This window comes from Lentzea sp. NPDC059081, from assembly GCF_042738015.1.
In the GTDB taxonomy this organism is placed as follows: Bacteria; Actinomycetota; Actinomycetes; order Mycobacteriales; family Pseudonocardiaceae; genus Lentzea.
Genome location: NZ_JBHYGW010000053.1, coordinates 1 through 24,738, shown reverse-complemented (window position 1 = coordinate 24,738; position 24,738 = coordinate 1). Strand labels below are relative to the sequence as shown.

The window sequence follows — 24,738 nt, the reverse complement described above, 5'->3', positions numbered from 1 at the left end:
GGAGCGAACTCAAGACTTACGAGGTCAGCTGCCCGCCGCGATCAGCGGATCGGCGGTGTGCGCGTCGTTGAGCCGGCGCAGCGCCGTGGCGAACTGCTCGAACCTCGCCCGCGGCACGGCCGCGCGCACCTCGTTGATCATCTGCCAGAGGTAGCGGTGCTCGAAGGTCTCCACGACCCGCTGGGACGGCACCTCGTGCCGGACGTCCGCGGCGAACGTGAGCGCGACCGTCGCGGCGCGCAGGCACGCGGTCGCGAGCGTCACGCAGTCCTCGACGAGCGTGCGGTCGTCCTCGGCGCGCACGACGCCGTTGACCGCGAACCGAACGGCCTGCATCAGCGCGAGGTAGAGGCGCTGGCCCGCCACGGTGCGGTCGGGCGACGGGCAGCCGGTGGCCGGGCCCGGCGTGAGCACGGTCATGCCGACCTGGGGGCGGCGCAGCACGTGGTCGAAGAGCGCGGTCGGTGCCCAGAGCAGCGTGCGCCAGGAGTCCTCGCAGATCGAGGTGCCGGTCCTGGCGGCGTTCTCCTGCACGTCGAGGTAGGCGATGAGGATGCTCGACAGGAACACGCCACCGTGGTCGCCGCCGACCCGCACGACGCCGAAGCGTTCGTCGTCACCGGCGTCCTGGACCCCGTAGCCGGGCTTCCACTCGATCACGTCGCAGCTGCCGAGGACCACGCGGGCGAGCCGCTGGTGCACGGGAGACGCCGAGAGCACGGTGTCGTCCAGCCCCATCTGGACGAGCACGGACGCGGCGTGCTGGAGCGACTCGCGCCGCTGCGGCACGAGATCGGGGTGCAGCAGCCGGAAAGGTTCCACGTCGCCCCCTCCCCTTCCATTGGTTGCACTCACAATGAACTGCGCGCGACCGGAAGTCATCCGGAGAGGCGGGACGTTACGTCTCAGTTGGCTCGTCACTCAGTTGAGCGCCGGTGCCGGTCGACGGCCTCAGTTCGACTGGGCCCAGGCGACGAGCTCGGCCCTGGACGAGAGGTTCAAGGCCGTCCGCACGTTGTGCACGTGCGACTCGACGGTCCGGTGGGAGATCCCGAGCGTAGCCGCGACCTGCGCGTTCGTCATGCCGCGCGCCACCAGCTCGACCACGACGCGCTGCCGGTCGCTGAGTACCGCGTCCTGCACGATCTCCTTGTCCAGCGCGATCTCCAGCGCGTGCGTCACGTCCATCGCCCTGCCCGCGTTGAGGGCCCTGGTGAACGCCGATCGAGACAGCGACTCCCGCGCGAGGTCGAGCGCGGCGGTCATCTTCCGCTGCCACCAGGTCTCCGACGGGACGACCCAGTTCATCCGCATCTGCCGGCACGCCGCGAGCAGGCGCACGCCGAGCTCGTACCGGCCGGACAGCATCGCGACCAGCCCGCGGCCCTCGATCGACTCGAGCACCGCGCGCGGGTCGGTCGCCGACAGCCGCGCGCTCTCGGCGAACCGGGCGCCCGCCGTCGCGAGGTCGCCGCGTTCCAGCGCGATGCAGCCCGACGTGTGCACGGCGATGGCCACGACGTCCGGCCGCGCGTGCATCTTGAGCACCGGCACCGCGTCCTCGATCAGGTCGCCGGCCGCGTCGACCTCACCCTGTTCGAGCAGCCACCAGCTGAGGTTCTGGCTGGACACGGCGACGCTCACGTCGTTGCCGTGGAGCTTGCCGTGCAGGATCGACTGGCGCAGCGCCCACGCGGTGTTCTGCACGTCCCCCGCGCTGTCGTAGGCAGCGGAGAGCGTGCGGTAGAGCCGGCACTTGATCGACTCCTGCCCGTTGTCGTCCGCGGTCGTGACGGCTTCCAGGGCGTGCTTCACGGCCTCGTCGTGCCGTTCCTCGTGCACCGCGAGCAGCGACGCGTACTCCAGGGCGAAGATCCGGTAGCGGGCGTCGGCCGCCGACTGGTCCAGCACCTGCATCAGCACGGCCCCGGCCTCGGCGAAGTAGCCGCGGTCGAAGCACACGCGCAGCAGCATCGTGGCGAGCATCAGCCGTCGTTCGTCGTCCGGTGCGAGCAGGCGGTGGAACGCGTGGGCCGCGTTGTCGTACTCCTGGTGCAGCGCCGTCACCTGCTCCGGCGTGAGGATCGACGACGTGGCGCCGGGTTCGCCCTTCTCGCACAGCCAGGAGATGATCCGCTCGGCCGTCACGTCGCGCTCGCCGTGCTCGCCGAGCCGTTCCTCCGCGAAGAGCCGCACCGATTCCAGCATCCGGAAGCGGCCGTCGCTCTCCCGCACCACCAATGACTTCGCCTGCAACCCCATGAGCAGGTCGACGACCGGTCCGCCGTGCACGACCTGGGCGATCTCCAGCCCGAACCCGCCCGGCAGCAGGGCGAGCCTGCGGAAGAACTGCTTCTCGTCGGTCGTCAGCAGGTCGTGGCTCCACGAGACGGCCGCGCGCAAACTCCGGTGCCGTGCCTGCTCCCCGGCGTCGCTGAGCAGGTCGAGCCGGTGGTCGAGGCGGTTCAGCAGCTGGTCGGGCGGCACCGAGGAGGAGAGCTTCGCGGCCAGTTCCACGGCCAGCGGCACCCCGTCGAGCCGCGCGCAGATCGCCGCGACGGTCTCCGGGTCGCTCTCGGTTCCCGCGCGTTCGACGAACAGGCGGACGGCGTCGCCCTCCATGCCGTGCAGCGGGTAGACGATCTCGCCGGAGGCCCGCAACGCCTCCCTGCTCGTCGCGAGCACCCGCACGTTCGGGCACCGCGCCAGCAGCGCGTCGACGACGGCGCAGCACTCCTCGATCACGTGCTCGCAGTTGTCGACGAGCAGCAGCAGGCGGCGGTGGGACAGTTCCTGGAGCACGGTCGTCAGCAACGTGACACCCGCGTGCTGGTACACGCCAACGGCTTCCGCGAAGGCCTGCACCACCTGGTCAGGCCGGCTCAGCTTGCCGAGCTCGACTGTGCGCACCTCGACCTTGCGGACCCGCTGAGCCACCTCCACGGCGAGGCGCGTCTTGCCGACCCCGGCCGCGCCGAGGACGGTGAGCAGCCTGTGCTTGCGCAGCAACGAAAGCAGCTCGCCGAGCTCGCCCTCCCTGCCGACGAACGCGTCGTCGTAGCCGGGCAGGTCCGCGAACACAGTGGACGCACCGGCCGAACGCCGTCGGTACGCGCGCTGGCGGCACGCGTTCGAGCAGTACCGCGCCCGCGACGGCATGGGCGCGAATTCCGTGCCGCAGCTCGCGCAGGTACCCATCGCACGAGCCTACGGCCGTTCGGGCGTCTCAGTTCGAAAGTGTGTGAAGGTCTACCGCGAGAGTGGCCCCGCTCACGAGCTCGGCGAGCCCGATCCGCCCGGTCGCGTTCTCCCGCCCGCCGCTCAGGATCCGCTGCACCACCTGCGTCTTCGCGGAGTCGGCCGCGGGCGCCTCGATCACGACGTCCCTGCCGTTCTCCAGGTGGATCACGGCCTTCCGGTACCTCGGCGCATGGGGGACGAACTCGCCCGTTCCCGGCACGGCGGGGTACATCCCGAGCGCGCTGAACACGTACCAGGCCGACATCGTGCCGAGGTCGTCGTTGCCGGTGACGCCCGCTGGCCCGTTGACGAACAACGTCTGCGCGGCCCGCACGACCACCGACGTCTTCTCCGGCCTGCCGATGAGCGCGTACATCCACGGCGCGTGCAGGTCCGGCTCGTTGTTCGGGTTGTACCGGAACTGGTTGTAGTACTCGTACGGCCCGACCACCCACTTCTCGCGCACCGTCCTGGCCGGGTCGCGCAGCAGATCCTCGTAGGCGAAGAAGTCGTCGAGCCGCGCCTCCGCCGCCTGCGCGCCACCGAGTGCCGCCACCAGACCGTCGACGTCGTGCTGAGCGAGCCACTGGTACTGCCAGGCCGTGCCCTCGTGGAAACCGTCCGGCCCCTGCGGCGTGTAGGGGCTCAGCCAGTCGCCGTTCTGCAGCTTCGGCCGCGGGAAACCCGTGAAGCCGCGGTCGGTGACGGTGTGGTCCCAGAGCGTGCGGTGGTTTCGCCCTCGGGCCTGGAACCGCTCCGCGTCCTCCCGGTGGCCCAGCTCCTCGGCCATGATCGCCAGCGTGGCGTCGGCCAGCGCGTACTCGAGGGTCGCGGACGCGCCGTGGTGCGGGTCGGTGTCCTGGCCCTTCTTCGGGAAGCGCTCGTCGTACTGGACGAAGCCCTTCGCGAGGTAGTTCGGGTTGCCGGACCGGCCCTGGAACCGGGAAATCCCGGGCGGGACGCCATCAGCATTCTGGACGAGAGCGGCGTACGCCTGGTCCTCGAGTCCCTCGAGGTGGCCGAAGCGCCAGAGGTCCACCAGGAACGGCGTCACCGGGTCGCCGGTCATGCAGTTGGTCTCCTGGTTCGCGAACGCCCACCGCGGGAGCCAGCCGCCCTGCTCGTGGATGGCGAGGATGCTCTTCGCGATGTCCTTGGACCGCTGCGTGCGGATCAGGGACAGCAGCTGGTTGTGGGCGCGGTAGGTGTCCCACAGCGAGTAGTACTCGTAGTAGGTCCAGCCCTCTGCCGTGTGGATCTTGTCGTCGAAGCCGCGGTACCTGCCGTCGGCGTCGCTTCCGGTGAGGGGTTGGAGCAGGACGTGGTAGAGCGCGGTGTAGAAGACCGCCCGCTCGTCCTGGTCGTCCGTCTCGATCTCGATGCAGCTCAGCTCTTCACGCCAGGCCTGCTGGGTTTCGTTCTTGATCTGGTCGAAGGTCTTGTTGGTGGTTTCCTCGGCCAGGTTGTTCGCGGCGCCCTGTCGGTCCACTTGGGACAGTGCGGTCGTGGCCGTCACCGGGCCCGGGGTGAAGGTCACCCAGGCTCCCCTGAGGCCTGCGCCGCCGCCGGTCTCCCGTTGCTTCGCCTTGGGTCCCGCCGGGTCCCAGACGCCGAACGACTCGAAGGGGCGGTCGAACCTCGTCGTGAAGTGGGTCAGGTAGGGGCGGCCGCCGCAGAACGCCTGGGTCTCGACGGTGCCGGTGATGGTGCGGTCGTCGAGGATTCGGATGCTGCTGGCGCTGACCGGTTCCTTGTCGTTGGCCTGGCCCGTGTTGATCAGGAGGGTGCCTGCCACCCCGTTCGGCCACGTGTAGCGCTCGACGCCGGTTCTAGTGGTGGCTGTGCATTCGACGGTGATGTCGTTGGCGAGCTTCACCTTGTAGTAGCCGGGTTTGCCGATCTCTCCGTCGTGGGTGTAGGTCGCGGCGTAGCGCTTGTGGTCGAAGGTCGTGGGGAGTTTGGTGGTGGGGAGGATCGGGATGAGGCCGCCCTGTTCCCAGCAACCCGCTCCGGAGAGGAAGAAGTGGCCGAAGCCCCGGATCTGCCGGTCGTCGTAGCGGTAGCCGGCGTAGTGGGCCGTTATGGGGCTGGAGTGGGTTTTGCCGAAGGGGGTGGAGGCGCCTGGGAAGGTGTTGCCTTCGTCTTTGGTGCCGATGAAGGTGTTGACCGACTCGATGGGGTCCAGTGCGTCCACGTGGTTCAGGGTAGTGAAGTTCCAGCGTGGTCACCGTGCGAGTTCCAGCGTGGTTCAGTCGAGTGGGCGGGTGCCTGTTCCAGCGTGGTCGTGCACCTCGGACGAAAGACTGGGTACATCGCCGCTCCGCGACGATTGCGATTGGGGCTTGACTTCGGGGCCCTTGCGAGGCGCTGGTTCGGCCGGAAAAGGCCGGATGCTTCGCAACCGGCCGATCCACAAGCGGTAGCACCTCGCACCCAAAGTCAAGCCCCAATCGCCAAACCACGAGTGGGTGCACCGCTACCCATCTGGGCAAGGTCCGCACTGCTCGCCTTCGGCATCGCTTGGGCGCCTCGGCTTCGCCGTTGGCGTTGGCCTGCTTGCGCGTAGGGACCGGGCCGGGGTGCAGCCGCCGCTGACAGCACCCCGGCCCGGGGGTCATTCGTGCCTGAGCTGCTACTTCTTGGCGCCCAGGAAGATGTTGCCCTCGGTCGAGAGGTAGTGGCTGGTGTAGTCGAAGCGGCGGGCGTCGCCGAAGATCAGCCAGTAGTACTTCAGTTGTTCGGACCACCAGTAGCCGGGGCAGAAGTCGCCCTTCGCGCCTGTGGTGACGTCGGTGAGGATCGTGTAGCCGTAGGTGGTGCGGGAGGTCTGCTTCATCTGCTGGTAGTGGCGGTGTGCGCGTTCGCGGTAGAGCTCGTCGCGCGTTGCCAGCCACAAGAAGAGGGCGCCGTCGGCGTATTCGGGGCGTAGTTGGTTGCCGACCGAGGTCGGGCGCAGTGACGTGTAGTTGATGCCCTCGGGGAGTACGCCGTAGCGGTCTTGGACTGCCGTCCACGAGTCGTGGTAGGCGCGGCCCCTTGTCGTGTCGCCGCTTTCGGCGAAGAGGCCGCCGAAGAACGAGGCCAGTTCGCTTTGGGTTCGGGAGTCCCTGGCGCCGGTGAAGGCATCCACCTGGGAGAACCAGAGGCGGCCGTTCACCACGTCGGTCTGGTGGCGCAGGATCGCCTTGATCAGGGTGTCCCACCAGGCTTTGAGGTCTCGGTCGCCGAACAGGTGCCAGCCGTCCCAGAGGTATTCGTAGTAGGAGTCGGCGGGTGGGCCGATGGTGGCGTAGCGGTTGCGCCAGGCGCCTGTTTCGGCGTGCACGTCCCACGGCAGCAGGTCGTAGGAGGTGCGGTGGTCGTAGGCGTACTTCAGGGCCTTCTTGGCCGCGTTGTAGTACTTGCGGTCGCCGGTCCAGTTCGAGAGCGAGCCGAACTCCGTGATGTAGGTGCCCGTCTCGGCGAGGTTGGTCTCGGGGGACGAGACGGCGCCCGTGCGGAGGTTCACGTAGCGGTACGGGATGCCGGTGGGCGACTTGGTGAAGGCCACCAGCAGGCGGTCGCCCAGGTCTCGTGCCAGGGCGAGCAAGGAGGCGTCGCCGCTCACGTGGTAGGCGGAGAGCAGGCCGCCGAGCATGCGGATGTTGGTCTCGAAGACCTGGAAGGGCGCGTCCACGTCGAAGTTCAGGTTGGCCTTGACCCAGGCGACGCCCTGGGCGAACTCGGTGTCGAGCTCCATGAGCCACAACGTGTCCAGGGCCTCGACGACGGTCAGGCCCATCGGGTGGCCGGGGACGAAGAACTCCTCGACGGTGCCCGACACCGGTTTGATCTGGTCGTGGCCGAACGCGCGGTCCACATAGGACTTCCAGGCCCAGCGGGTCTCGGTGCGGACGTCCTCGGCCACCGCGCGCCAGCCGCCGGGAGGCGGGGCGAGCGCGGTGGCGCCCCGTGCAGGGGCGTCGGCGTTCGAGGAGCCGGGTGTGGGCGCGGAAGGTGACGGTTGAGCTGTGGCGATACCCGATACGCCGGCCAGTCCGGCGGCACCGAGGAGGCTGAGAACGCTGCGGCGTGGCAGGTCACGCATAGCCGAACTCCCCTCGTGTCGCGATTTCGTGTCGGTCGTCCGGTCACCCGTTGTTCGTGATTTCGGCGGAGCCCAAATCACGGACGACGAGTCGGCCGGGCGGCCGACTGAGGACGAAATCGCCGCCGCACCGGAGGTGCGGCCATCAAACACTGACAACGCTGTCCGTTACCAGATCATTGCGGAGCGCACACAGGCCAGGTCAAGACTCAGCGCCCGCACTTGTCCTGTTCCGGACACGAGGTGTGGAAAAGCGGAACCCTTGACCGGTCCCGCACCTGTTGACAAGGCCGTGAAGCCGGGGTGAGATACGGCCACTATGACAACGTTGTCCCCCAGCGGCCCCATCGCCGGTCAGCGCAAGGTCCGTCGCGCGACGATGAACGACGTCGCGCGGCTGGCGGGCGTGAGCATCAAGACCGTCTCGCGCGTGGTCAACGACGAACCGGGTGTGCACCCGTCCACCGCCGAGCGCGTGCTCGCGGCCATCGACCAGCTCGGGTTCCGGCGGAACCTGAGTGCCCGCAACCTGCGCCGGGGGTCGTCCACCGGCACGATCGGGCTGGTGCTGGAGGACGTCGGCAACCCGTTCTACTCCGGCGTGACCCGCGCTGTCGAGGAAATCGCCCGTCTGCGCGGCAGACAGGTGATCTCCGGGTCCTCCGACGAGGATCCCGGGCGGGAGCGCGAGCTGGCGCTGGAGTTCTGCAGCCGCCGGGTCGACGGGTTGCTGATCGTGCCAGCGGGCCTGCAGCACAGCTACCTCGTGCCCGAGATGCGCGCCGGGACGCCCGTGGTGTTCCTCGACCGGCCCGCGGGGGACGTCGTGGCGGACACCGTGCTGGTGGACAACATCGGGGGCACCGTCGAGGCCGTCACGCACCTCGCCTCGCACGGGCACCGCCGCATCGCGTTCCTCGGGGACGCGCCGGACATCTTCACCGCCAACGAGCGCCTGCGCGGGTACCGGGAGGGCTGCGTGCGCGCGGGCGTCGGCTACCACGAGGAGCTCGTGGCGATGGGTCCGCACGACGAGAGCAGCGTGGCCGCCACGTTGCACCGGCTGCGGACCATGCGCGAGCCCGCCACGGCGGTCGTGGCCGGCAACAACCGCATCACCGTGTACATCCTGCGCACGCTCGCCGGGACCACCGAGCGCCCCGCGCTGGTGGGCTTCGACGACTTCGAGCTCGCCGACCTGTTGTCGCCGCCGGTGACCGTGATCGCGCACGACGCGAGCGCGCTCGGCAAGGCGGCCACCGATTTGTTGTTCGCCCGACTGGACGGCGACAACTCACCACCGCGCCGCGTCGTGCTGCCGGTGCGTCTGGTGCCACGAGGATCCGGGGAGGTCCACGCGTGAGTTCTGGTGTGCTCCACCAGCCTGTCAACCTGCCTGCCAACCAGCCGAAGCAGTTCTACCGCGGCGGCGAGGCGATCGCCGCGCTGCGCGGCGGGACGAGCGGCGACTTCGGGCCAGAGGACTGGGTCGCGTCGACGACGACCCTCTACGGGCGCAGCGACGCCGGGTTGACAACGTTGCCGAACGGCGTGCTGCTGCGCGACGCCGTCGAGGCGGACCCGACGGGGTGGCTCGGCCACGACCACGTCGCGAAGTTCGGTGCCGACACGGCGTTGCTCGTCAAGCTGCTCGACGCCGGCCAGCGCCTGCCCGTGCACTGCCACCCGTCGAACGCGTTCGCGTCCTCGCACCTGAACTGCCGTCACGGCAAGACGGAGGCGTGGATCGTCGTCGGCACGACCGGCTCGGACCCGACCGTCTACATCGGATTCCGCGACGACGTGCCCGCGGCGACCGTCGCGGAGTGGGTCGCCACGCAGAACACCAAGGCGATGCTCGACTCGCTGAACCCGGTCTGCGTGCGGCCCGGCGACACGGTGTTCGTGCCCGCCGGGGTGCCGCACGCGATCGGCGAGGGCGTCTTCATCGTCGAGCTGCAGCAGCCCACGGACTTCTCGGTCACGCTGGAGTGGCAGGGTTTCCTCGCCAACGGCGACATCGGCCACCTCGGCCTCGGCTACGACGTGGCACTGGACTGCGTCGACCGGCAGGGCTGGAGCGGTCAGCTCGACAAGCTCGTGCGCCAGACGTCCGAGAAGTGGGCGCCGTCGGTCGACCTGCTCGGCGACGACGCGAACCCGTTCTTCCAGGCCGACCGCCTGCACGTGGAGGGCTCCTTCGCGTTGGAGCCGTCGTTCGCCGTGGTGGTCGTGCTGGAGGGCTCAGGCCAGCTCGGTGAGCTGGAGGTCCACAAGGGCAGCACCGTCGTCGTGCCGCACGCGGCCGGTGAGCTGGGGCTGTCCGGTGACCTGGTGGCGATCCGCTGCCGTCCGCCCGTCCTGTCCACTGTGGAGGACCCATCGCGATGAACCGGCCGCTGCTGGAAGCGCGTGATCTCACGAAGAGCTACGGCACCGTGGAGGCTCTCCGCGGTGCCTCGTTCACCGCCTACCCCGGCGAGGTGGTGTCGCTGATCGGCGACAACGGCGCCGGCAAGTCCACGCTGGTGAAGTGCCTTTCCGGGGTCGAGCAGCCGACCGGCGGCACGCTGTTGTTCGAGGGGCAGCCGCTGCACCTCGACTCCCCCAACGCCGCCCGCGACCGGGGCATCGAGACGGTGTTCCAGGACCTCGCGGTCGCACCGGACCTCGACCCGGCCGCGAACATGTTCCTGGGCAGGGAGATCCTCAAACCGGGGATCCTCGGCTTCCTCGGCGTCCTCGACAAGAAGGCGATGCGCCGGCAGGCGTCCGAGCACTTCACGAAGTTCGGCGCCACCCTGCAGAGCATCGACGTGCCGATCGCGGCGCTGTCGGGTGGTCAACGCCAGTCCGTCGCCGTCGCCAGGTCCGTGGCGTGGGCGTCGAAGCTCGTGTTCATGGACGAGCCGACCGCCGCACTCGGCGTGGTGCAACGGGAACGCGTGCTCGAGGTGATCAAGCGGGTGCGCGACGAGGGTGTCGCGGTGGTGCTGATCTCGCACAACATGCCCGAGGTGCTGTCGGTCTCCGACCGCGTCGAGGTGCTGCGCCTCGGCCGCCGCGTGGCCCGCTTCACGGCCGCGGACACCAGCGTCGAGGAGCTCGTCGGCGCGATGACCGGCGCGCTGACCCAGGAGGACGCCGCATGACGACCGATGAGAAGACAACGTTGTCATCCCCCTCGGACGAGCAGCGCACCCCGTTGCTCAAGCGCCTGACCGGAGCGAACACGCTGTGGATCGGCCTGGTGCTGCTGGTCCTGGTCGCCGTGTTCGGCGCGATCCGCCCGGACGCGATCTTCCAGGTGACCACGCTGCAGTTCCTGCTCGCGGAGACCGCCGTGCTGCTGGTGCTGTCGGTCGGCATGACGTTCGTGATCATCACGTCCGGCATCGACCTGTCCGTGGGCTCGGTGCTGGTGTTCGCGTCAGTCAGCTCGGCACTCGCGATGAACGCGGTGTCGGGCGGCGACGCGACGAACGCGGGCTGGGGCGTGATCGCGTTCGGCCTGCTGGTCGCGGTCGTCAGCGGCGCGGTGTGGGGTCTGCTGAACGGCCTGCTGATCTCACGGGCGAAGATCCCGCCGCTGATCGTGACCCTGGGCTCGTTCGGCGCGGCGCAGGGCGCGGCCTTGTTGCTGAACAACGGTTCCAACGTCTCGGGCATCCCGGACAGGCTCAACCGCACGTTCGGCTCCGGCACGTACTTCGGCATCCCGAACATCGTGATCGTGGCCGCGATCGTCACCGCACTGGGCGCACTCCTGTTGTCCACCACGCGCTTCGGCCGCTACACCTACGCGGTCGGCTCGAACGAGGAGGCGGCACGCCGGGTCGGCATCTCGGTGCGCGGCCACCTGACGAAGGTGTACCTGCTGGCGGGCACCCTCGCGGGCCTGGCGGGCTTCATGGGCAACGCGTTCTTCCGCGTCGCGGTCGTCACCGGCCACGAGACGGACAACCTGAACGCGATCGCCGCCGTCGTCCTGGGCGGCACGAGCATCTTCGGCGGCACGGGTTCCGTGCTGGGCACGGTGTTCGGCGTGTTCATCCCCGCGGTCCTGGAGAAGGGCCTGGTGATCATCGGGGTCAAGGAGTTCTGGCAGCCGATCGCCGTGGCGATCGTGCTGGTGGCCGCCGTGTGGCTGGACCAGACGCGGCGTCGGGCACGCAACCAACGCTAGGGAAAGGTGCTGGACCAATGAAGATCCGCTCCGCAGTGGCCGTCTCGGCCGCGTTCCTCCTCGCCGCGTGCGGCGGCGGTGGCCAGATCGGCGACTCGAACTCGGGCAACGCAGCGGCGAACAAGAAGCTGGTGCTGATCCCCGGCATCACGGCGGAACCGTTCTACATCTCCATGCAGTGCGGCTTCCAGGAAGCAGCCAAGGCAGCGGGCTACGAGGTCGACACCCAGGCCCCCGCCAAGTTCGACGCGGCCCAGCAAACCCCGATCGTCACGGGCATCCTCGCCTCCAAGCCGGCCGCGGTCCTGATCGCCCCGACCGACGACAAGGCCATGGCCGGCCCGATGAAGCAGCTCAAGGACGCCGGCATCAAGGTCGTCGAGGTGGACACCAAGCTCCAGGACACCTCGATCGGCGTCTCCTCGATCTCCTCCAACAACGAGCAGGGCGGCAAACTGGCAGCCGAGACCCTGAACAAGCTGGCGGCGGGCAAGTCCGGCTCCGTACTCGTCCTGAACACCAAGGCGGGCACCTCCACCACCGACGCCAGGGCCAAGGGCTTCGAGGAAGCCATCAAGAACTTCCCGAACCTCAAGTACATCGGCCAGCAGTACACGGACAACGAGCCGGCCACCGCCGCCTCGAAGGTGACCGCGACCCTCGCCGCCAACCCCGACCTGATCGGCGTCTTCGCCACCAACCTGAACACGGGCGAGGGAGCCGCAACGGGCCTGCGCAACGCGGGCAAGACGGGCGCGATCAACCTGGTCGGCTTCGACGCCTCCCCCAAGCAGGTGGAAGACCTGAAGGCAGGCACCGTCCAGGCCCTCATCGCCCAGGACCCCGCCACGATCGGCAAGCAGGGCGTCGAGCAGGCGATCGCAGCGATCGACGGCAAGGAGAACAAGCGCAACATCGAGACGGACCTGGTAGCGATCACGAAGGACGACGCAGAAGCCAACTCGAAGTACTTCTACAAGCAGTCCTGCTGACGGATACGGATCACGCGAAGCCGAAGGCGAGCAGTCGCCTTGGCTTTTGAGCGCAAGCTCTCGCGGTGGGGTCCCCGTCACGAGTCGCGCCACAGCTCTTGCTGCAACGAGGTAGGGGTGTCAAATCGCCACGCTTTTCGGCGATTTGACACCCCTACCTCGTTGTGGCGCGCTCCTGGTGCGACTCGTGACGGGAACTCCACCGCAACGCAAGCACCTACGCACCAGGCAGCCGCCCAACGCACCAGGCGTGCCATCAACCCGCCGAGGGCGCGGTAGCCCCCGATCAGATTGCCGGGGGTTCGGGGGCAGAGCCCCTGAGGGAAAGCACGCACCGCAGTCTCGCCGCCCGCAAGGCGACCACCCGCAAAGGTCGCGGCACAACAACCACCCGCACAGGTCGCGAGTCCCAACCTCCTGCTACGCAACCTGACGAACGTCACCAGATCTTCCCCAGGTCGGCGTAAGACTTGAGTAGCACCACCCAACCACCCAAAGGCCGATGCCCATCCCCTCCCAAACCAGATGAGCTGGACCCTGCCGGCAAGCCCGGCAGAAGAGGGGGATCCACCGACGATGCACCGCAACACAATCGCCACAGCCTCAGCCGTCCTGGCGACCACATTCCTGCTGACCCCACAAGCCCAAGCCGAGCCCCAGCCAGAAACCCACCAGACCATCACCTGGCAGAAGTGCTTCACCTCGATCCCGCCGGAAGCACCCCCAGGAGTGGAACGCCTGGAGTGCGGCACCTTCACCGCCCCGATGGACTGGAACCACAAGAACAACGGCAAGACCATCCAGATCGCGGTCAGCCGCCTGCAACCCAAGAACGGCAAGGCGAAGTCCACCGTCTTCACCAACCCGGGCGGCCCTGGCGGCGCAGGCCGCACGATGCCGATCCTCTACCTGGACCGCCCCAAGCTCAGCGAGAACGCCGACATCATCGGCATCGACCCGCGGGGAACAGGCGCCAGCAGCAACGTGACCTGCGGCAACTTCCAGACGCTCGGCTCAGCCGACCCGCGAGACCGCAGCAAGGCGAACCTGGACCTGATCTACAGCGGCATGGAGCTGCAGGCCAAGTTCTGCCAGACCAAGTCGGGTGAGCTCGGCAGGTACGTCACCACCGACCAGACGGTGAAGGACCTGGACCTCCTGCGGCAGCTCCTCGGCAAGAAGAAGGTCAGCTGGCTCGGCTACTCCGGCGGCAGCTGGATGGGCGCCTACTACGCCACGTACTTCCCCAAGACGCTCGACAAGATCGTCATCGACTCCAACGCGGACTTCTCCGGGCCGTGGCAGGGCGTGTTCGACGACTGGGGCATGGGCTTCGAGCGCCGGTTCCGCGTCGACTTCCTGCCGTGGGTCGCGAAGTACGACGACGTCTACCACCTCGGCAAGACCGGCGAGGAAGTCCGCCTGGCCTACGAACGCACGCGCGCCAAGCTCGCGGAGCAGCCCGTCACCAGGCCGGAGGGCACCTACGACGCCGTCGTGCTCGACTTCGTGCTGCGGGAGTCCCTGTACAGCAAGGACTCCTTCGCCGGCGCCGCGCAGACGTTCGCCGAGCTGGCCGGGGCCGCACCGACGCAGTTCACGGCGCAGGCCAGCTACCCGGACGCCTCGACGGGCACGTTGTACTCGATCCTGTGCAACGACACGGCTTTCCAAGGCGGCCGCAAGTACCTGGAGCGCGACGCCGTCCGCGACGGCGCGAAGTGGCCGCTGTTCGGTTACTACCAGATCATGGGCCCCTGCGCGTACTGGGACCGGCCGAACGTGCAGCTCAAGCACCCCACCGGCAAGGGCGTCACGCCGACGTTGATGGTCCAGTCGGTGCGCGACCCGGCGACACCCCTCGAAGGCGCGCAGCGGGCACACCGCAACTTCGAGAACTCCGTGCTGCTCACCGTCGAGAACGAGGGTGACCACGGCATCTACGGCTTCGGCAACCAGTGCGTCAACGACATCGTCGAGCGCTACCTCGTCGACGGCATCACGCCCCAGAAGGACCTGTCGTGCCCGGGAGTTCCGCTGCCCGCGCCCAGTGAGCCCACGGGCATCTCGTTGGCGACAGCCCGCCAGTACGCCACCCAGCTCGGTTGGTAAGGGGGAAACGCATGCACCGCAAGCAGATCGCGGCGGCGTTGACCGCCGTGACGGCAACGTCCCTGCTGATCGCGCCCCAGGCTCAGGCCGCTGGGTTCGCCCAGCAGGAGATCCGGTGGCAGCAGTGCTTCGACCCGGCACCACCGGGCACGGAGCGGCTGGAGTGCGGCAGCTTCACCGCCCCGCTGGACTGGAACAACCAGAACAACGGCAAGACCATCACCATCGCGGTCAGCCGCACCCGGCCGGTGACCGGCACGGCGAAGACCGCGATCTTCACCAACCCCGGTGGTCCCGGCGGCGAGGGGCGCACCCTGCCGTTGATCTACCTCGATCGCCAGAAGCTCAGCGAGAACGCCGAGATCTACGGCATCGACGTCCGCGGAACGGGTGCCAGCAGCAACGTCACGTGCGGCGGGTTCGACACGTTCGGCTCGACGGACCCGCGCGACCGCAGCAGGGCCAACCTGGACCTGATCTACGGCGGCATGGAGCTGCAGGCGAAGTTCTGCCAGGCCAAGTCCGGCGAGTTCGGCAGGTACGTCACGACCGAGCAGACGGTGCAGGACCTCGACCTGCTGCGCCAGGTCATCGGCAGGAAGAAGGTCGACTGGCTCGGCTACTCCGGCGGCAGCTGGATGGGCGCCTACTACGCGACCTACTTCCCGAAGACGCTCGGCAAGGTGGTGCTCGACTCGAACACCGACTTCACCGGGCCGTGGCAGGGCGTGTTCGGCGACTTCGGCATGGGCTTCGAGCGTCGCTTCCGCGTCGACTTCCTGCCGTGGGTCGCGAAGTACGACGACGTCTACCACCTCGGCAAGACCGGCGAGGAAGTCCGGCAGGCCTACGAACGCACGCGGGCCGCGCTCAGCCGGCAACCCGTGACCCTGCCGGAGGGCACGTACTACCCGACCGTCCTGGACCTCACCCTCGCCCAGGGCCTGTACAGCAAGTACTCGTTCGACTTCGCCGCGAGCAAGCTCGCCCAGCTGGCCGGCACGGCGCCCGCGGGGTTCACGGCGCAGGCGAGCTACCCGGACGCCCCGCTCGCCACGCAGCTGGCGATCCTCTGCAACGACATGCAGTTCCGCGGTGACCGCAAGTTCCTGGAACGGGACGCGGCCGCCGACGGCGCCAAGTGGCCGTTGCTGGGGTACTACCAGATCATGGGTCCCTGCGCGTACTGGGACCGACCGAACGTGCGGCTCAAGCACCCCACCGGCAAGGGCGTCACGCCGACGCTCATGGTCCAGTCGGTGCGCGACCCGGCGACACCCCTCGAAGGTGCGCAGCGGGCACACCGCAACTTCGAGAACTCCGTGCTCCTGACCGTGAACGACGAGGGCGACCACGGCATCTACGGCTTCGGCAACGGATGCGTCAACGACATCGTCGAGCGCTACCTCATCGACGGCGTCACGCCCACGAAGGACCTGTCGTGCCCCGGTGTGCCGCTACCCGCACCGGGTCAGCAGCAGGCCGGTCCGCTCGAGAAGGCGCGGCAGCTCGCGGCTCAGCTCGGCTGGTGACACCCGGCGGGAGCTGCGACGGCCGGGAACGACCGCCGCAGCTCCTCCGCCACCTCCTCGGTGACCGGGTGTGCCGGAGCGCCCGTGCGCACCACGTCGAGCACGTGCACGCGGTGCCAGTCCTCGCCCATCGACCACTGCGCGTACCGGGTTCCGTCCTGCCCGCCCCACGTGCGCAGCACCCGCTGCAGCACCGGGTCGACGACGGCCCAGTAGCGAAAAGACCTGTTCTCCGGCTCACTGCTCAGCCGCGTCACGACGGCTTCGAGCTCACGCGCACGGGACTCGCTGATCTCGACCCGCCGGTCGCCTTCGAACACGCACGGACCGACCACCCGCCATCGTTCGCTGACGAACGTTCTCTCGGCGAGCACGCCGCCGGCGTCGTTCCACAGGTGCGCGAGCCGCAACGGGTTCCCGTCGGCGTCGAGGAAGGCGTAGTACCGGTGCTCGATGCGCGGCGTCCGGGGTGTCCAGGACGTCAGCAGGTGGTCGAGGAGCGTGCCGTCGACGGGTTCGCCCTGGTGCCACCGGCGTGCGGCGGGCACCCAGTCGCGGTTCTGGTCGTAGCGCTCGACCCTCCCGGACTGCTCCCGCACGAGCAGGAACGGGTCGCGGACGTCCGGGTGGAAGTGGTTCACCACGGCGAAGTGGCGGTGTCTCATGCGGCTCCCCACCCCTCAACCGGGCTGGCGAACCTCCAGCACGGCCTCGGAGAACGTCGTGTACCAGGGACTGTCGGTGAACTGCGGTCCGGTCTCCTCGCCCAGGTAGAGGTCGATGTGCCGCTCTCCGCCCAGGCCCGGCGTGAACTCGTCGGTGATCTCCCAGGACGCCGCCATGAGTTTCTCGCACACCGCGGCGTCGACGTCCCCTCCTTCCGGCGTCCGTCCACAGGAGACGAGCTTGACGCGCGAGCCCGTCGTCAGCCCGTCCGCGGCCGCGGAGACGAACGGCCGCAACGGCCTGCCGAACGAGTCGCGTGGCGCGGAGTCGAGCCAGTACCCCTTGTCGTAGGACCAGTTCAGATAGGACCCTGATGCAGTCCGTCCGGTTCCCTCGTCCTTGACCGCTTTCACGAACGACTGGGGGAACGTGCCGAGCAGGTCGCTCCCCTTGTCACAGTCGATGACCGGGCAACCACGGACAGGTGCCGAAGGTCCACTGTGGAACGCCTCGACGGCCGTGTAGTAGACGGTGACCTGCCACCCCGTGTCACCGGACGTGGGAGGCAGAGCTTGGCCGGCGGAGCATCCGGCCAGGAGCAGAACCACCCACGTCCAGCGCACGAGACCTCCTGTCAGCCCGCCATCACGGTGCCGACGGACACGAACGTGTAGCCGGCGCTCTTCAGCCCCTGCACGGTCTGCTGCAGGTAGCTCGTCCCGAGGTACGGGTGGTAGAAGAAGCTGGCGACACCATCATCGACCACCTTGAGCTGCTGCGCCGTCTTGACGAGGTCGGCAGGCAGCCGGGCGGGGTGGTTGTTGAACGGTTCCGGCTCGACGTTGCCGACCGCCTCCGGTGCCACGACGGAGCCGTAGACGTCGCGGACCAGGTACGGGAAGTACTGGCCGTAGACCTTGTCGTACTGCGGCGCACCCGTGCCGCAGGCGCCGTTCGGGCAGTAACCGCCGAAGTACAGACCGCGGTCGTAGCGCTTGCCGAAGTTCTGCTGGATGACCTGGTAGTCCACAGCGGACGCGGCGTAGTGCGGTGGCTCGAAGATCGCGGGCTTCGCGAACCCGGCCGCGGCGAACGCGGTCGTCGCCGAGTTGACCCTGCCCTGCGCCCACGACGCCGAGTCGCCGGGCACCGGGCCGTCGTAGATCACGCTGTCGTTCGCGTCGACGTGGGCCTGGTAGAACTCGAAGTCGTTGCCGCTGCGGCCGTCGTACGGGTTGGCGATCTTCCCGAACTGGTGCGTGTAGCCGTGCATCAGGATCGTGCCGCCCCGTGCGGTCATGTACTTCAGCGCGTTGACCACCTGCGGCCTCTGCGCCAGGTTCGCCGCCTCGGGCACGCCGTTGTTCTCGGCACCCAGCGGGTTCTCGAAGCGCGGGTAGACCGCGATGGTGAACGGGACCTTCTGCGCGTACAGGTAGTCGGCGACCGCCCGCAGCTCGGCGGGGTCGGCGTCGGGACCGACGTCCTCGATGCGCACCAGGGCGCGCTTGCGGTCGGCCATCGCCGGGTTGGAGATCTTGCTGATCAGGTCCGCCGCGGCGAGGTAGCGGTCACCGTGGTCGACGTAGCTGAACGGGATCTCGCCGATGTAGGTCAGGTTCCTGGCCTTGGTGGCCCAGTTGATCGGGCCGGCCGCCGACCCGGTCGCGACCGCCGGTGCCGACGCGATCGCCGGGTCGGTGATCGAGGTGATCATCAGACCGGACGGGGTCGCGAGCGGGCTGCGGCCGAGGTCGGTGTTCTCGTAGCGGACGGTGGTCGCGGCACCGGTGTCGTACTGCACCCAGTTCCAGCCGTACGTGGCCTGGAAGCTCGGCGCGCGGGCCGTGAGCTGCCAGATGTTGTGCGCCATCCACAGCACGGGCTTGGTGCCCGCCAGCACGTCGTCCAGGAACGACACCGGGATCGGCTCGTCGTAGGTCGACCCGACGTAGATCACGCCGGTGTAGCCGGACATCTCACCGGCGACGTACGACCCGACCGGGTGCATGACGTACGCGCTGCCGTGCGAGGCGAGGTTGCCCGCCTGCACCGCGTACGCCTCGCCCAGCCACGCCCACGGACCGGTGCTGTCGTAGAGGATCAGCGTCTTCTGCGACGACTTCGCACCCGGCGCGGCACCGCCGTTCGTTCCGGTGGCGGCGGCCCTCGCCAGCGGGGCGAGCACCGTCGAGGTCGCGGTGGGCTGGGTGGTGCGCTTGGCGATGCGCGTGCTCGTCGTGGCCGGCTTCTTCGTCGTCAACGGCGGCGCGGGCAGCGCGTTCTCGACGAGCTCGCCGACGGCGTCGAGGTCGAGCGACGACGGCGCCGCCTGGGCGGGCGCCGGGACCATCGCGACCGCGAGGGCGACGCCCACGGCCACCTTCAGGAGTCTCATGCCACTTCTGCCTCTCCGGACACGCGCACGGTCGCGCTGCCCGCGTAAGGAGCGAACTCGTCGGGGCGCTGCTGTTGCAGGCCCAGCAGCCAGGCCAGGGCCTGTTCGGTGCGCACGGAGGCGAGCCCGTCACCGAACGGGTTCCCCTCGGCGGTCATGGCCTCGCGCGCGGCGGGGTTGTCGAGCAGGCGGACGGTGAGCGAGGTGATCCGTTCGCGGTCGGTGCCGACGAGCACGGCGCAGCCCGCGTTCACGGCCTCCATCCGTTCCGTCACGTCGCGCAGGACGAGCGCGGGGACGCCGAACGACGGCGCCTCCTCCTGGATGCCGCCCGAGTCGGACAGCACGAGCGTGCACTGCGCGAGCAGGCGCGCCATCTGCGAGTACGGCAGCGGGTCGGTGATCGTGACGCGGGCGATCCCGCCCAGCACGTCGACGACCTGGCGGCGCACGGCCGGGTTCGGGTGCGCCGGCAGGACCACCTCGACGTCGGGCCGTTCGCGCACGATGTCGGCGACAGCGTGCAGCACGTTGTCGAGCGGCTCGCCCCACGACTCGCGGCGGTGGGTGGTGACGAGCACGAGCCGCGACTGTCCACCGTGGACCCGGTTCTCGATCTCCTGCAGCCGCACGTCGCCGTAGGGGGCACGGCGGGCGGCCACGTCGAGCACGGCGTCCACGACGGTGTTGCCCACGGTGATGACGTTGTTGCCCTGCAACGACTCCGCGGCGAGATGTGCGGTGGCGTCCGCAGTCGGCGCGAGGTGCAGCGAGGCGAGCTGGCCGACCATCTTCCGGTTCCCCTCCTCGGGGAACGGCGACGTGAGGTCGTGCGAGCGCAGGCCGGCCTCGAGGTGCACGACGGGGATCTGCTTCCAGAACGCGGCGAGCGCGCCCGCGAGCGTCGTCGTCGTGTCGCCCTGGACGAGGACCGCGCCCGGCGGGCGTTCGGTGAAGAGCCGGTCGAGCTCCTCGATCAGCTGGCTGGTCAGCTCGGCCTGCCCGCCCGTGACCCGGTTCAGCTCGAGTCTCACGTCCGCCGCGAAGCCGAACGACTCCAGCGCCTGGTCGACCATCTCCGGGTGCTGCCCGGAGTTCACGAGCACCGGCCGGATGCGCCCGACCGCGAACATGGCGGCCGCCACCGGAGCCATCTTCACGGCTTCGGGTCGCGTTCCCGCGATCAGGAAAACTTCGGGAACCCCATCCCCGGAGAACTGACCGGGGCCGGGCACCAGGGCACTTAGTCCCATCTTTTACCTCTTTGGACTCTTCCGGCACGCGCGGCGAACGTGCGCCATCACACGCAGCGACTCAGTGGTCGCCGACAATCAATTGATACCTGTGTCACACAGGTACCGCCACCTCGGAGATTAGCTTCACGAACTTCGTGTAACGAAGCTCCATTCGTCCCCGATATGGCCGGTTGACGCTCAGTTCTACCAGCTCTAACCTTGCCTTGAACACCAGCTCCCGGCGTTGCTGTCTGGTATCTCGCACAGGACCGGCGCTTCGTTACCAGGAGTCGGTAATGACCAAAGTTCATACTTCGCTCACTGTTGTTGTCGTCACAACAGCTTTTGTAGACAGGTTTGTCCCATGAGTGACGCGCCACAATTCGCGACGTTCATGCTCGTTCTGCTCGTGTTTTGGCCGTGCTACAACCTGGTGCTCGCACTGTTCGTCTGGTGGCGCCCGAAACCGGGTGGACCGGAAGTTCCGTCACGGCATCCGCTGCAGTACTGGATCATCATTCCGGCGTTGAACGAGGAACGTGTCGTAGCCAACACAGTGCGTTCCGCACTCGCATTGGACGGTGCGCGCACACCGGTTCAGGTCGTCGTTGTCGACGACGGTTCCGACGACCGCACGCCGCACGTTCTGTCAGAGATCGACGACCACCGGCTGCACGTGCTCAGGCGCGTCCCGCCGGAGGCCCGCAAGGGCAAGGGCGAGGCGCTGAACCACGCGTTCCGCTACATCCGCGGCATCGCCGAGGAGGCCGGCACCGTGCACCGCACGATCGTCGGCGTGATCGACGGCGACGGCCGCGGCGAGCCCGGCATGCTGTCGGAGATCTCCTCGTACTTCGGGCAGCGCGCCGTCGGCGCGGTGCAGTGCCGGGTCCGGATCCACAACCGCACCAACCTGCTGGCGTTCCTGCAGGACCTGGAGTTCAGCTGCGTGGTGGACGCCTCGCAGTCGCTGCGGGACGTCGTGGGCACGGTCGGTCTGGGCGGCAACGGCCAGTTCGTGCGGCTGTCGACGTTGATCGGGCTCGGCGACGCGCCGTGGTCCGCCTGCCTGGTCGAGGACCTGGAGCTGGGGCTGCGGGTGCACCTGAGCGGCCGGCGCGTCCGGTACGCGACCCGCGCGACGATCACCCAGCAGGGACTGGTCGACGTGCAGCGCCTGCTGCGCCAGCGCACCCGGTGGGGCCAGGGCAACCTGCAGTGCCTCGGGTACGTGCCGAAGCTGATCAGGGCCAAGCACGTGGGTTCGGTGGCGTTGCTGGAGTTCCTGCAGTACCTGCTGACGCCGTGGCTGGTCGCGCCGATGACGTTGTTCATCACGGCGTTGGCGGGCGTCAGCTTCTACGCGCAGCTCAGCGGTCACGTCGTGGCCGGGTTCACCGCGGACACGTCGAACACCCTGATAGCGCTGGGGATATGGCTCGTCGCCCTCGTGCTGCCCGGCGTGCTCTGGGGAGTCGTGCACCGGCTCAAGCACGGCGACGAACCGTTGCTCAGATGCCTGGCGGTCGGACTCGCCTACCCGGTGTTCCTGATCCTCGGCTCGGTCTCGACGTTGCGCGCGCTGTACCGGCACTTCGCCGGGCGCAACACGTGGGCGAAGACGGAACGGTTGGCGGAGAAGGAGATTCCCGCCAAGGAGATGCCCGGCGTCGTGGCGAAGCCGGTGCCGCGGGTGGCCTAGAACGTGCCGGGGTGGGTGCGTCTGCGCCGTGCCGCGTAGACGCCCGCCTCGGTGCGGCGGTCGAAGCCGAGCTTGTGCAGCAGGGACGACACGTAGTTCTTGACGGTCTTCTCGGCGAGGAACAGCCGGTTCGCGATCTGCCGGTTCGTCATGCCCTCGGCGATGAGGTCGAGGATCCTGCGCTCCTGCGGGCTGAGCGCGGCGTAGCGCGGGTCCTCCTCCGGGCCGCCCCGCAGTCGCTGCAGCACCGTGGCCGTGACGCCGGCGTGCAGGAGCGACCCGCCCGAGGCGAGGGTGCGGACCGCGGCCACCAGGTCGTTGCCGGAAACCTCTTTCAGCATGTAACCGGACGCGCCGGCCATGATCGCGCCGAACAGCGCCTCGTCGTCCGAATAGGACGTGAGCATCAGGCACGCGGGCGGCGGCTGCACGATGCTGCGGATCTCCCGGCACACCGTGACGCCGTCGCCGTCGGGCAGCCGCACGTCGATGATCGCCACGTCGGGCTTGATCCGCGGCGCCTGGGCCACCGCGGCGGTGGCGCTGTCCGCCTGGCCCACGACCTCGATGTCGGCGGCCTGCGCCAGCAGCTGCACCAGCCCGCGGCGCACGATCTCGTGGTCGTCCACCAGAAGTACCGCTATCGCCATGTCGCCTCCTGCAGCACCAGCGGAACGAACCAGGTGACGCTCACGCCCGCGCCGGGGATCGAGTCCACCGCGCAGTCGCCGTGGTGACGCCGCGCCCGTGCCGCCATGTTGGCGAGTCCGCCGGCGTGGTGGGGCACGCCACCGGAATCGTCAGTCAACGGCAAGCCACGGCCGTCGTCCCTGACCGTGAGCTCAAGACGCGTCATCGTGCGGTTGACGCCCACGGCCACAGCGACGTGCTTCGCACGAGCGTGCCGCACGACGTTCGCCAGCGCCTCCCGAAGCGTGGCGAGCAGATCGGGCCGGAGCTGGTCGGGCACCACGGTGTCGAGGGGCCCCTCCAACGACACGTCGGGCTCGAAGCCGAGCAACCCCGCGGACTCGTGCACCGCGTTGAGCACCTGCGCGCGCAGGCTCGCGCTGCCGGTCGGCGGTTCCTGCAGGGAGAAGATGGTGCGGCGGATCTCGCGGATCGTGTGGTCGACCTCCTCCACGAACCCGCTGAGCCGCTCGGTGATCTGCGGGCGCGCGCTCATGCCGGTCAGCCCCTGCAACCCGAGCCCGAGCCCGAACAGCCGCTGGATGACCAGGTCGTGCAGATCTCGCGCGATGCGGTCGCGGTCCTCCAGCACCGCGAGCCGCTCGGTGTCGCCCTGCGCCCTGGTGAACTCGAGCACCAGCGCGGCCTGGGCGGCGAACGCCTCGATGAGCTCGGGGTCGTCGAAGCTGGGCGCGCCCGCCAGCCGGGCCAGGATCAGCACGCCGATCGTGCGGTCGCCGATGGTGAGCGGGATGACGGCGCACGGCCCCGGCACGACCGGCACGGTGCCCTCGTCGTGGCACTCGGCCGCACCGGACTCGTAGACGCGGTAGCTGACCGTGCCCTCACCGGGAACGCGCATGCCCTCGGCGTCGTAGTCGCCGCCGTCGGTCACCTCGATGACGAGGTCGCCGTTGTGGTCGGGCAGCACCACGGCGGCGAACTCGGCAACGGCCGTCCGCCGCGCCGTCCGCGCCACGAGGTAGAGCGCGTCCCTTCCGTTCGTTCCGGTCAGGACGTTCGTCGTCACCTCGGCGGCGGCCCGCAGCCAGACCTCGCGCTTGCGCGTCTGCTCGTAGCGGTCCAGGTGACCGATGGCCGCCCCGGCCGCGGTGGCGAGCGCGGTGATGACGTCGCGGTCCTGGGACGTGAACTCCTGCTTGCCCGTGAGGAAGAGGTTGCCGAAGGTCTCGTCCTGGACCTTGATGGGAGCGCCGAGGAAGTCGGCTACGCCGATCGAGCGAGGATCACCGGCGGTGATCTTCAGCTGGCCGCTCTCGGTCGCGAACTCGGTCAGCTCCTTGTGCCCGTTGACCACCGCCAGGGCGCCGTAGGGGGCGTCGACCAGGTCGCACGCCGACTCGACGACGTGTCTGAGGAGGTCGGGCAGGGTGTCGTCGGCGGCGAACGACAGCACCACGTCCAGCACGCGCTGTTCTGTGCTCAGGTTGCCGCCCACGGCTTCACCCCTTGGGGGGATAGAAGTGACACCGTACGAACGACTGAGGGTAACTCCCCTGAGTAGTCAAAGGGGAGTCCATCACTGCAAACGGTGAGAATGGGGACTACTCAGAGTAGAGGCGGGTCTCATTTGGCGGCTGTGGGTGGTGGGGTGGGTGCTGGGGGTTGCGGGTTGGGGGGACGGGTGGGCGTGCGGGTGGTTCTGGTGTGGCGGATGGGTTGCGTTGGGCGATTGGGCTCCGCGAGTTCCAGCGTGGTGCCGTGCGAGTTCCAGCGTGGTTACTCTGGGCGGTTGGGTGCCTGTTCCAGCGTGGGCGTGCACCTCGGACGAAGACCTGGGTGCATCGCCGCTCCGCGACGATTGCGATTGGGGCTTGACTTCGGGGCCCTTGCGAGGCGCTGGTTCGGCCGGAAAAGGCCGGATGCTTCGCACCCGG

At 68.8% G+C, this 24,738-nt stretch carries 18 protein-coding genes; 8 read left to right on the top strand and 10 right to left on the bottom strand.

The genetic code is table 11. From position 1 onward, the window contains the following. Nucleotides 1-24: 24 nt before the first annotated feature. The 4 genes from ACFWV3_RS44945 to ACFWV3_RS44930 all read right to left on the bottom strand — a co-directional run bounded on the left by ACFWV3_RS44945 (nt 25) and on the right by ACFWV3_RS44930 (nt 7,327). A complete protein-coding gene (locus ACFWV3_RS44945; RefSeq protein WP_382420380.1) occupies nt 25-822 on the bottom strand; it encodes a hypothetical protein in 798 nt (265 codons plus the stop codon). A gap of 129 nt (nt 823-951) precedes the next feature. Then, complete coding sequence (locus ACFWV3_RS44940; protein WP_382420378.1) at nt 952-3,198, bottom strand: ATP-binding protein; 2,247 nt, start codon at nt 3,196-3,198, stop codon at nt 952-954. 28 nt (nt 3,199-3,226) lie between these two features. After that, nucleotides 3,227-5,434: a GH92 family glycosyl hydrolase gene (locus ACFWV3_RS44935; protein WP_382420376.1), complete on the bottom strand. Its 2,208-nt coding sequence runs from the start codon at nt 5,432-5,434 to the stop codon at nt 3,227-3,229. 438 nt (nt 5,435-5,872) lie between these two features. Continuing rightward, nucleotides 5,873-7,327: a glycoside hydrolase family 47 protein gene (locus ACFWV3_RS44930; protein ID WP_382420374.1), complete on the bottom strand. Its 1,455-nt coding sequence runs from the start codon at nt 7,325-7,327 to the stop codon at nt 5,873-5,875. Between the two features lie 379 nt (nt 7,328-7,706). On the opposite strand from ACFWV3_RS44930, the gene ACFWV3_RS44925 reads away from it, so the two are divergent. The 7 genes from ACFWV3_RS44925 (at nt 7,707) to ACFWV3_RS44895 (ending at nt 16,149) form a co-directional block, all read left to right on the top strand. After that, complete coding sequence (locus tag ACFWV3_RS44925) at nt 7,707-8,690, top strand: LacI family DNA-binding transcriptional regulator (protein ID WP_382420400.1); 984 nt, start codon at nt 7,707-7,709, stop codon at nt 8,688-8,690. Next, the gene (locus ACFWV3_RS44920; protein WP_382420372.1) at nt 8,687-9,718 is read left to right on the top strand and encodes a class I mannose-6-phosphate isomerase; all 1,032 of its coding nucleotides are present in this window, start codon (nt 8,687-8,689) and stop codon (nt 9,716-9,718) included. The genes ACFWV3_RS44925 and ACFWV3_RS44920 overlap by 4 nt, the downstream gene beginning before the upstream one ends. Continuing rightward, complete coding sequence (locus ACFWV3_RS44915; RefSeq protein ID WP_382420370.1) at nt 9,715-10,479, top strand: ATP-binding cassette domain-containing protein; 765 nt, start codon at nt 9,715-9,717, stop codon at nt 10,477-10,479. Before ACFWV3_RS44920 ends, ACFWV3_RS44915 begins: the two co-directional genes overlap by 4 nt. Then, complete coding sequence (locus ACFWV3_RS44910) at nt 10,476-11,513, top strand: ABC transporter permease (RefSeq protein WP_382420368.1); 1,038 nt, start codon at nt 10,476-10,478, stop codon at nt 11,511-11,513. The genes ACFWV3_RS44915 and ACFWV3_RS44910 overlap by 4 nt, the downstream gene beginning before the upstream one ends. 17 nt (nt 11,514-11,530) lie before the next feature. Beyond that, nucleotides 11,531-12,505, top strand: a complete 975-nt coding sequence (locus tag ACFWV3_RS44905) for a substrate-binding domain-containing protein (protein WP_382420366.1) — start codon at nt 11,531-11,533, stop codon at nt 12,503-12,505. A gap of 576 nt (nt 12,506-13,081) precedes the next feature. Beyond that, on the top strand, nt 13,082-14,617 hold the full coding sequence (locus ACFWV3_RS44900; RefSeq protein ID WP_382420364.1) for an alpha/beta hydrolase: 1,536 nt from the start codon (nt 13,082-13,084) through the stop codon (nt 14,615-14,617). A gap of 11 nt (nt 14,618-14,628) precedes the next feature. Continuing rightward, nucleotides 14,629-16,149, top strand: a complete 1,521-nt coding sequence (locus ACFWV3_RS44895) for an alpha/beta hydrolase (protein ID WP_382420362.1) — start codon at nt 14,629-14,631, stop codon at nt 16,147-16,149. Here the strand turns inward: ACFWV3_RS44895 and ACFWV3_RS44890 are convergent. From ACFWV3_RS44890 to wecB, 4 genes are read right to left on the bottom strand one after another with little or no spacing between them, the layout of a single operon-like run. Further along, a complete protein-coding gene (locus ACFWV3_RS44890) occupies nt 16,134-16,814 on the bottom strand; it encodes a hypothetical protein (protein ID WP_382420360.1) in 681 nt (226 codons plus the stop codon). The two genes, ACFWV3_RS44895 and ACFWV3_RS44890, sit on opposite strands and share 16 nt — an antisense overlap. Nucleotides 16,815-16,829: 15 nt before the next feature. Further along, the gene (locus ACFWV3_RS44885; protein WP_382420358.1) at nt 16,830-17,438 is read right to left on the bottom strand and encodes a hypothetical protein; all 609 of its coding nucleotides are present in this window, start codon (nt 17,436-17,438) and stop codon (nt 16,830-16,832) included. Nucleotides 17,439-17,449: 11 nt separating this feature from the next. After that, nucleotides 17,450-19,213 carry a DUF2334 domain-containing protein gene (locus ACFWV3_RS44880; protein WP_382420356.1) on the bottom strand — a complete coding sequence of 588 codons (1,764 nt, stop codon included), beginning with the start codon at nt 19,211-19,213 and terminating at the stop codon, nt 17,450-17,452. Then, a complete protein-coding gene (gene wecB / locus ACFWV3_RS44875; protein WP_382420354.1) occupies nt 19,210-20,466 on the bottom strand; it encodes a non-hydrolyzing UDP-N-acetylglucosamine 2-epimerase in 1,257 nt (418 codons plus the stop codon). Before wecB ends, ACFWV3_RS44880 begins: the two co-directional genes overlap by 4 nt. A gap of 346 nt (nt 20,467-20,812) precedes the next feature. On the opposite strand from wecB, the gene ACFWV3_RS44870 reads away from it, so the two are divergent. Next, complete coding sequence (locus tag ACFWV3_RS44870) at nt 20,813-22,150, top strand: glycosyltransferase family 2 protein (RefSeq protein ID WP_382420352.1); 1,338 nt, start codon at nt 20,813-20,815, stop codon at nt 22,148-22,150. Here ACFWV3_RS44870 and ACFWV3_RS44865 read toward each other — a convergent pair. Both ACFWV3_RS44865 and ACFWV3_RS44860 read right to left on the bottom strand, forming a co-directional pair. Next, nucleotides 22,147-22,800 (bottom strand): response regulator, encoded by a 654-nt coding sequence (locus ACFWV3_RS44865; RefSeq protein WP_382420350.1) that lies wholly within the window; start codon nt 22,798-22,800, stop codon nt 22,147-22,149. The genes ACFWV3_RS44870 and ACFWV3_RS44865 overlap by 4 nt on opposite strands. Continuing rightward, entirely contained in the window at nt 22,791-24,299 is a 1,509-nt protein-coding gene (locus tag ACFWV3_RS44860) for a GAF domain-containing sensor histidine kinase (protein ID WP_382420348.1), read from the bottom strand. The genes ACFWV3_RS44865 and ACFWV3_RS44860 overlap by 10 nt, the downstream gene beginning before the upstream one ends. Nucleotides 24,300-24,738: the final 439 nt, after the last annotated feature.

Bases quoted from the DNA above. Each gene is read 5' to 3' on its own strand.
- ACFWV3_RS44915 (WP_382420370.1), top strand. From the start codon at position 9,715: ATGAACCGGCCGCTGCTGGAAGCGCGTGATCTCACGAAGAGCTACGGC.
- ACFWV3_RS44880 (WP_382420356.1), bottom strand. From the start codon at position 19,213: ATGAGACTCCTGAAGGTGGCCGTGGGCGTCGCCCTCGCGGTCGCGATG.
- ACFWV3_RS44865 (WP_382420350.1), bottom strand. From the start codon at position 22,800: ATGGCGATAGCGGTACTTCTGGTGGACGACCACGAGATCGTGCGCCGC.
- ACFWV3_RS44930 (WP_382420374.1), bottom strand. From the start codon at position 7,327: ATGCGTGACCTGCCACGCCGCAGCGTTCTCAGCCTCCTCGGTGCCGCC.
- ACFWV3_RS44925 (WP_382420400.1), top strand. From the start codon at position 7,707: ATGAACGACGTCGCGCGGCTGGCGGGCGTGAGCATCAAGACCGTCTCG.
- ACFWV3_RS44890 (WP_382420360.1), bottom strand. From the start codon at position 16,814: ATGAGACACCGCCACTTCGCCGTGGTGAACCACTTCCACCCGGACGTC.
- wecB (WP_382420354.1), bottom strand. From the start codon at position 20,466: ATGGGACTAAGTGCCCTGGTGCCCGGCCCCGGTCAGTTCTCCGGGGAT.
- ACFWV3_RS44940 (WP_382420378.1), bottom strand. From the start codon at position 3,198: ATGGGTACCTGCGCGAGCTGCGGCACGGAATTCGCGCCCATGCCGTCG.
- ACFWV3_RS44895 (WP_382420362.1), top strand. From the start codon at position 14,629: ATGCACCGCAAGCAGATCGCGGCGGCGTTGACCGCCGTGACGGCAACG.
- ACFWV3_RS44900 (WP_382420364.1), top strand. From the start codon at position 13,082: ATGCACCGCAACACAATCGCCACAGCCTCAGCCGTCCTGGCGACCACA.
- ACFWV3_RS44905 (WP_382420366.1), top strand. From the start codon at position 11,531: ATGAAGATCCGCTCCGCAGTGGCCGTCTCGGCCGCGTTCCTCCTCGCC.
- ACFWV3_RS44870 (WP_382420352.1), top strand. From the start codon at position 20,813: ATGAGTGACGCGCCACAATTCGCGACGTTCATGCTCGTTCTGCTCGTG.
- ACFWV3_RS44910 (WP_382420368.1), top strand. From the start codon at position 10,476: ATGACGACCGATGAGAAGACAACGTTGTCATCCCCCTCGGACGAGCAG.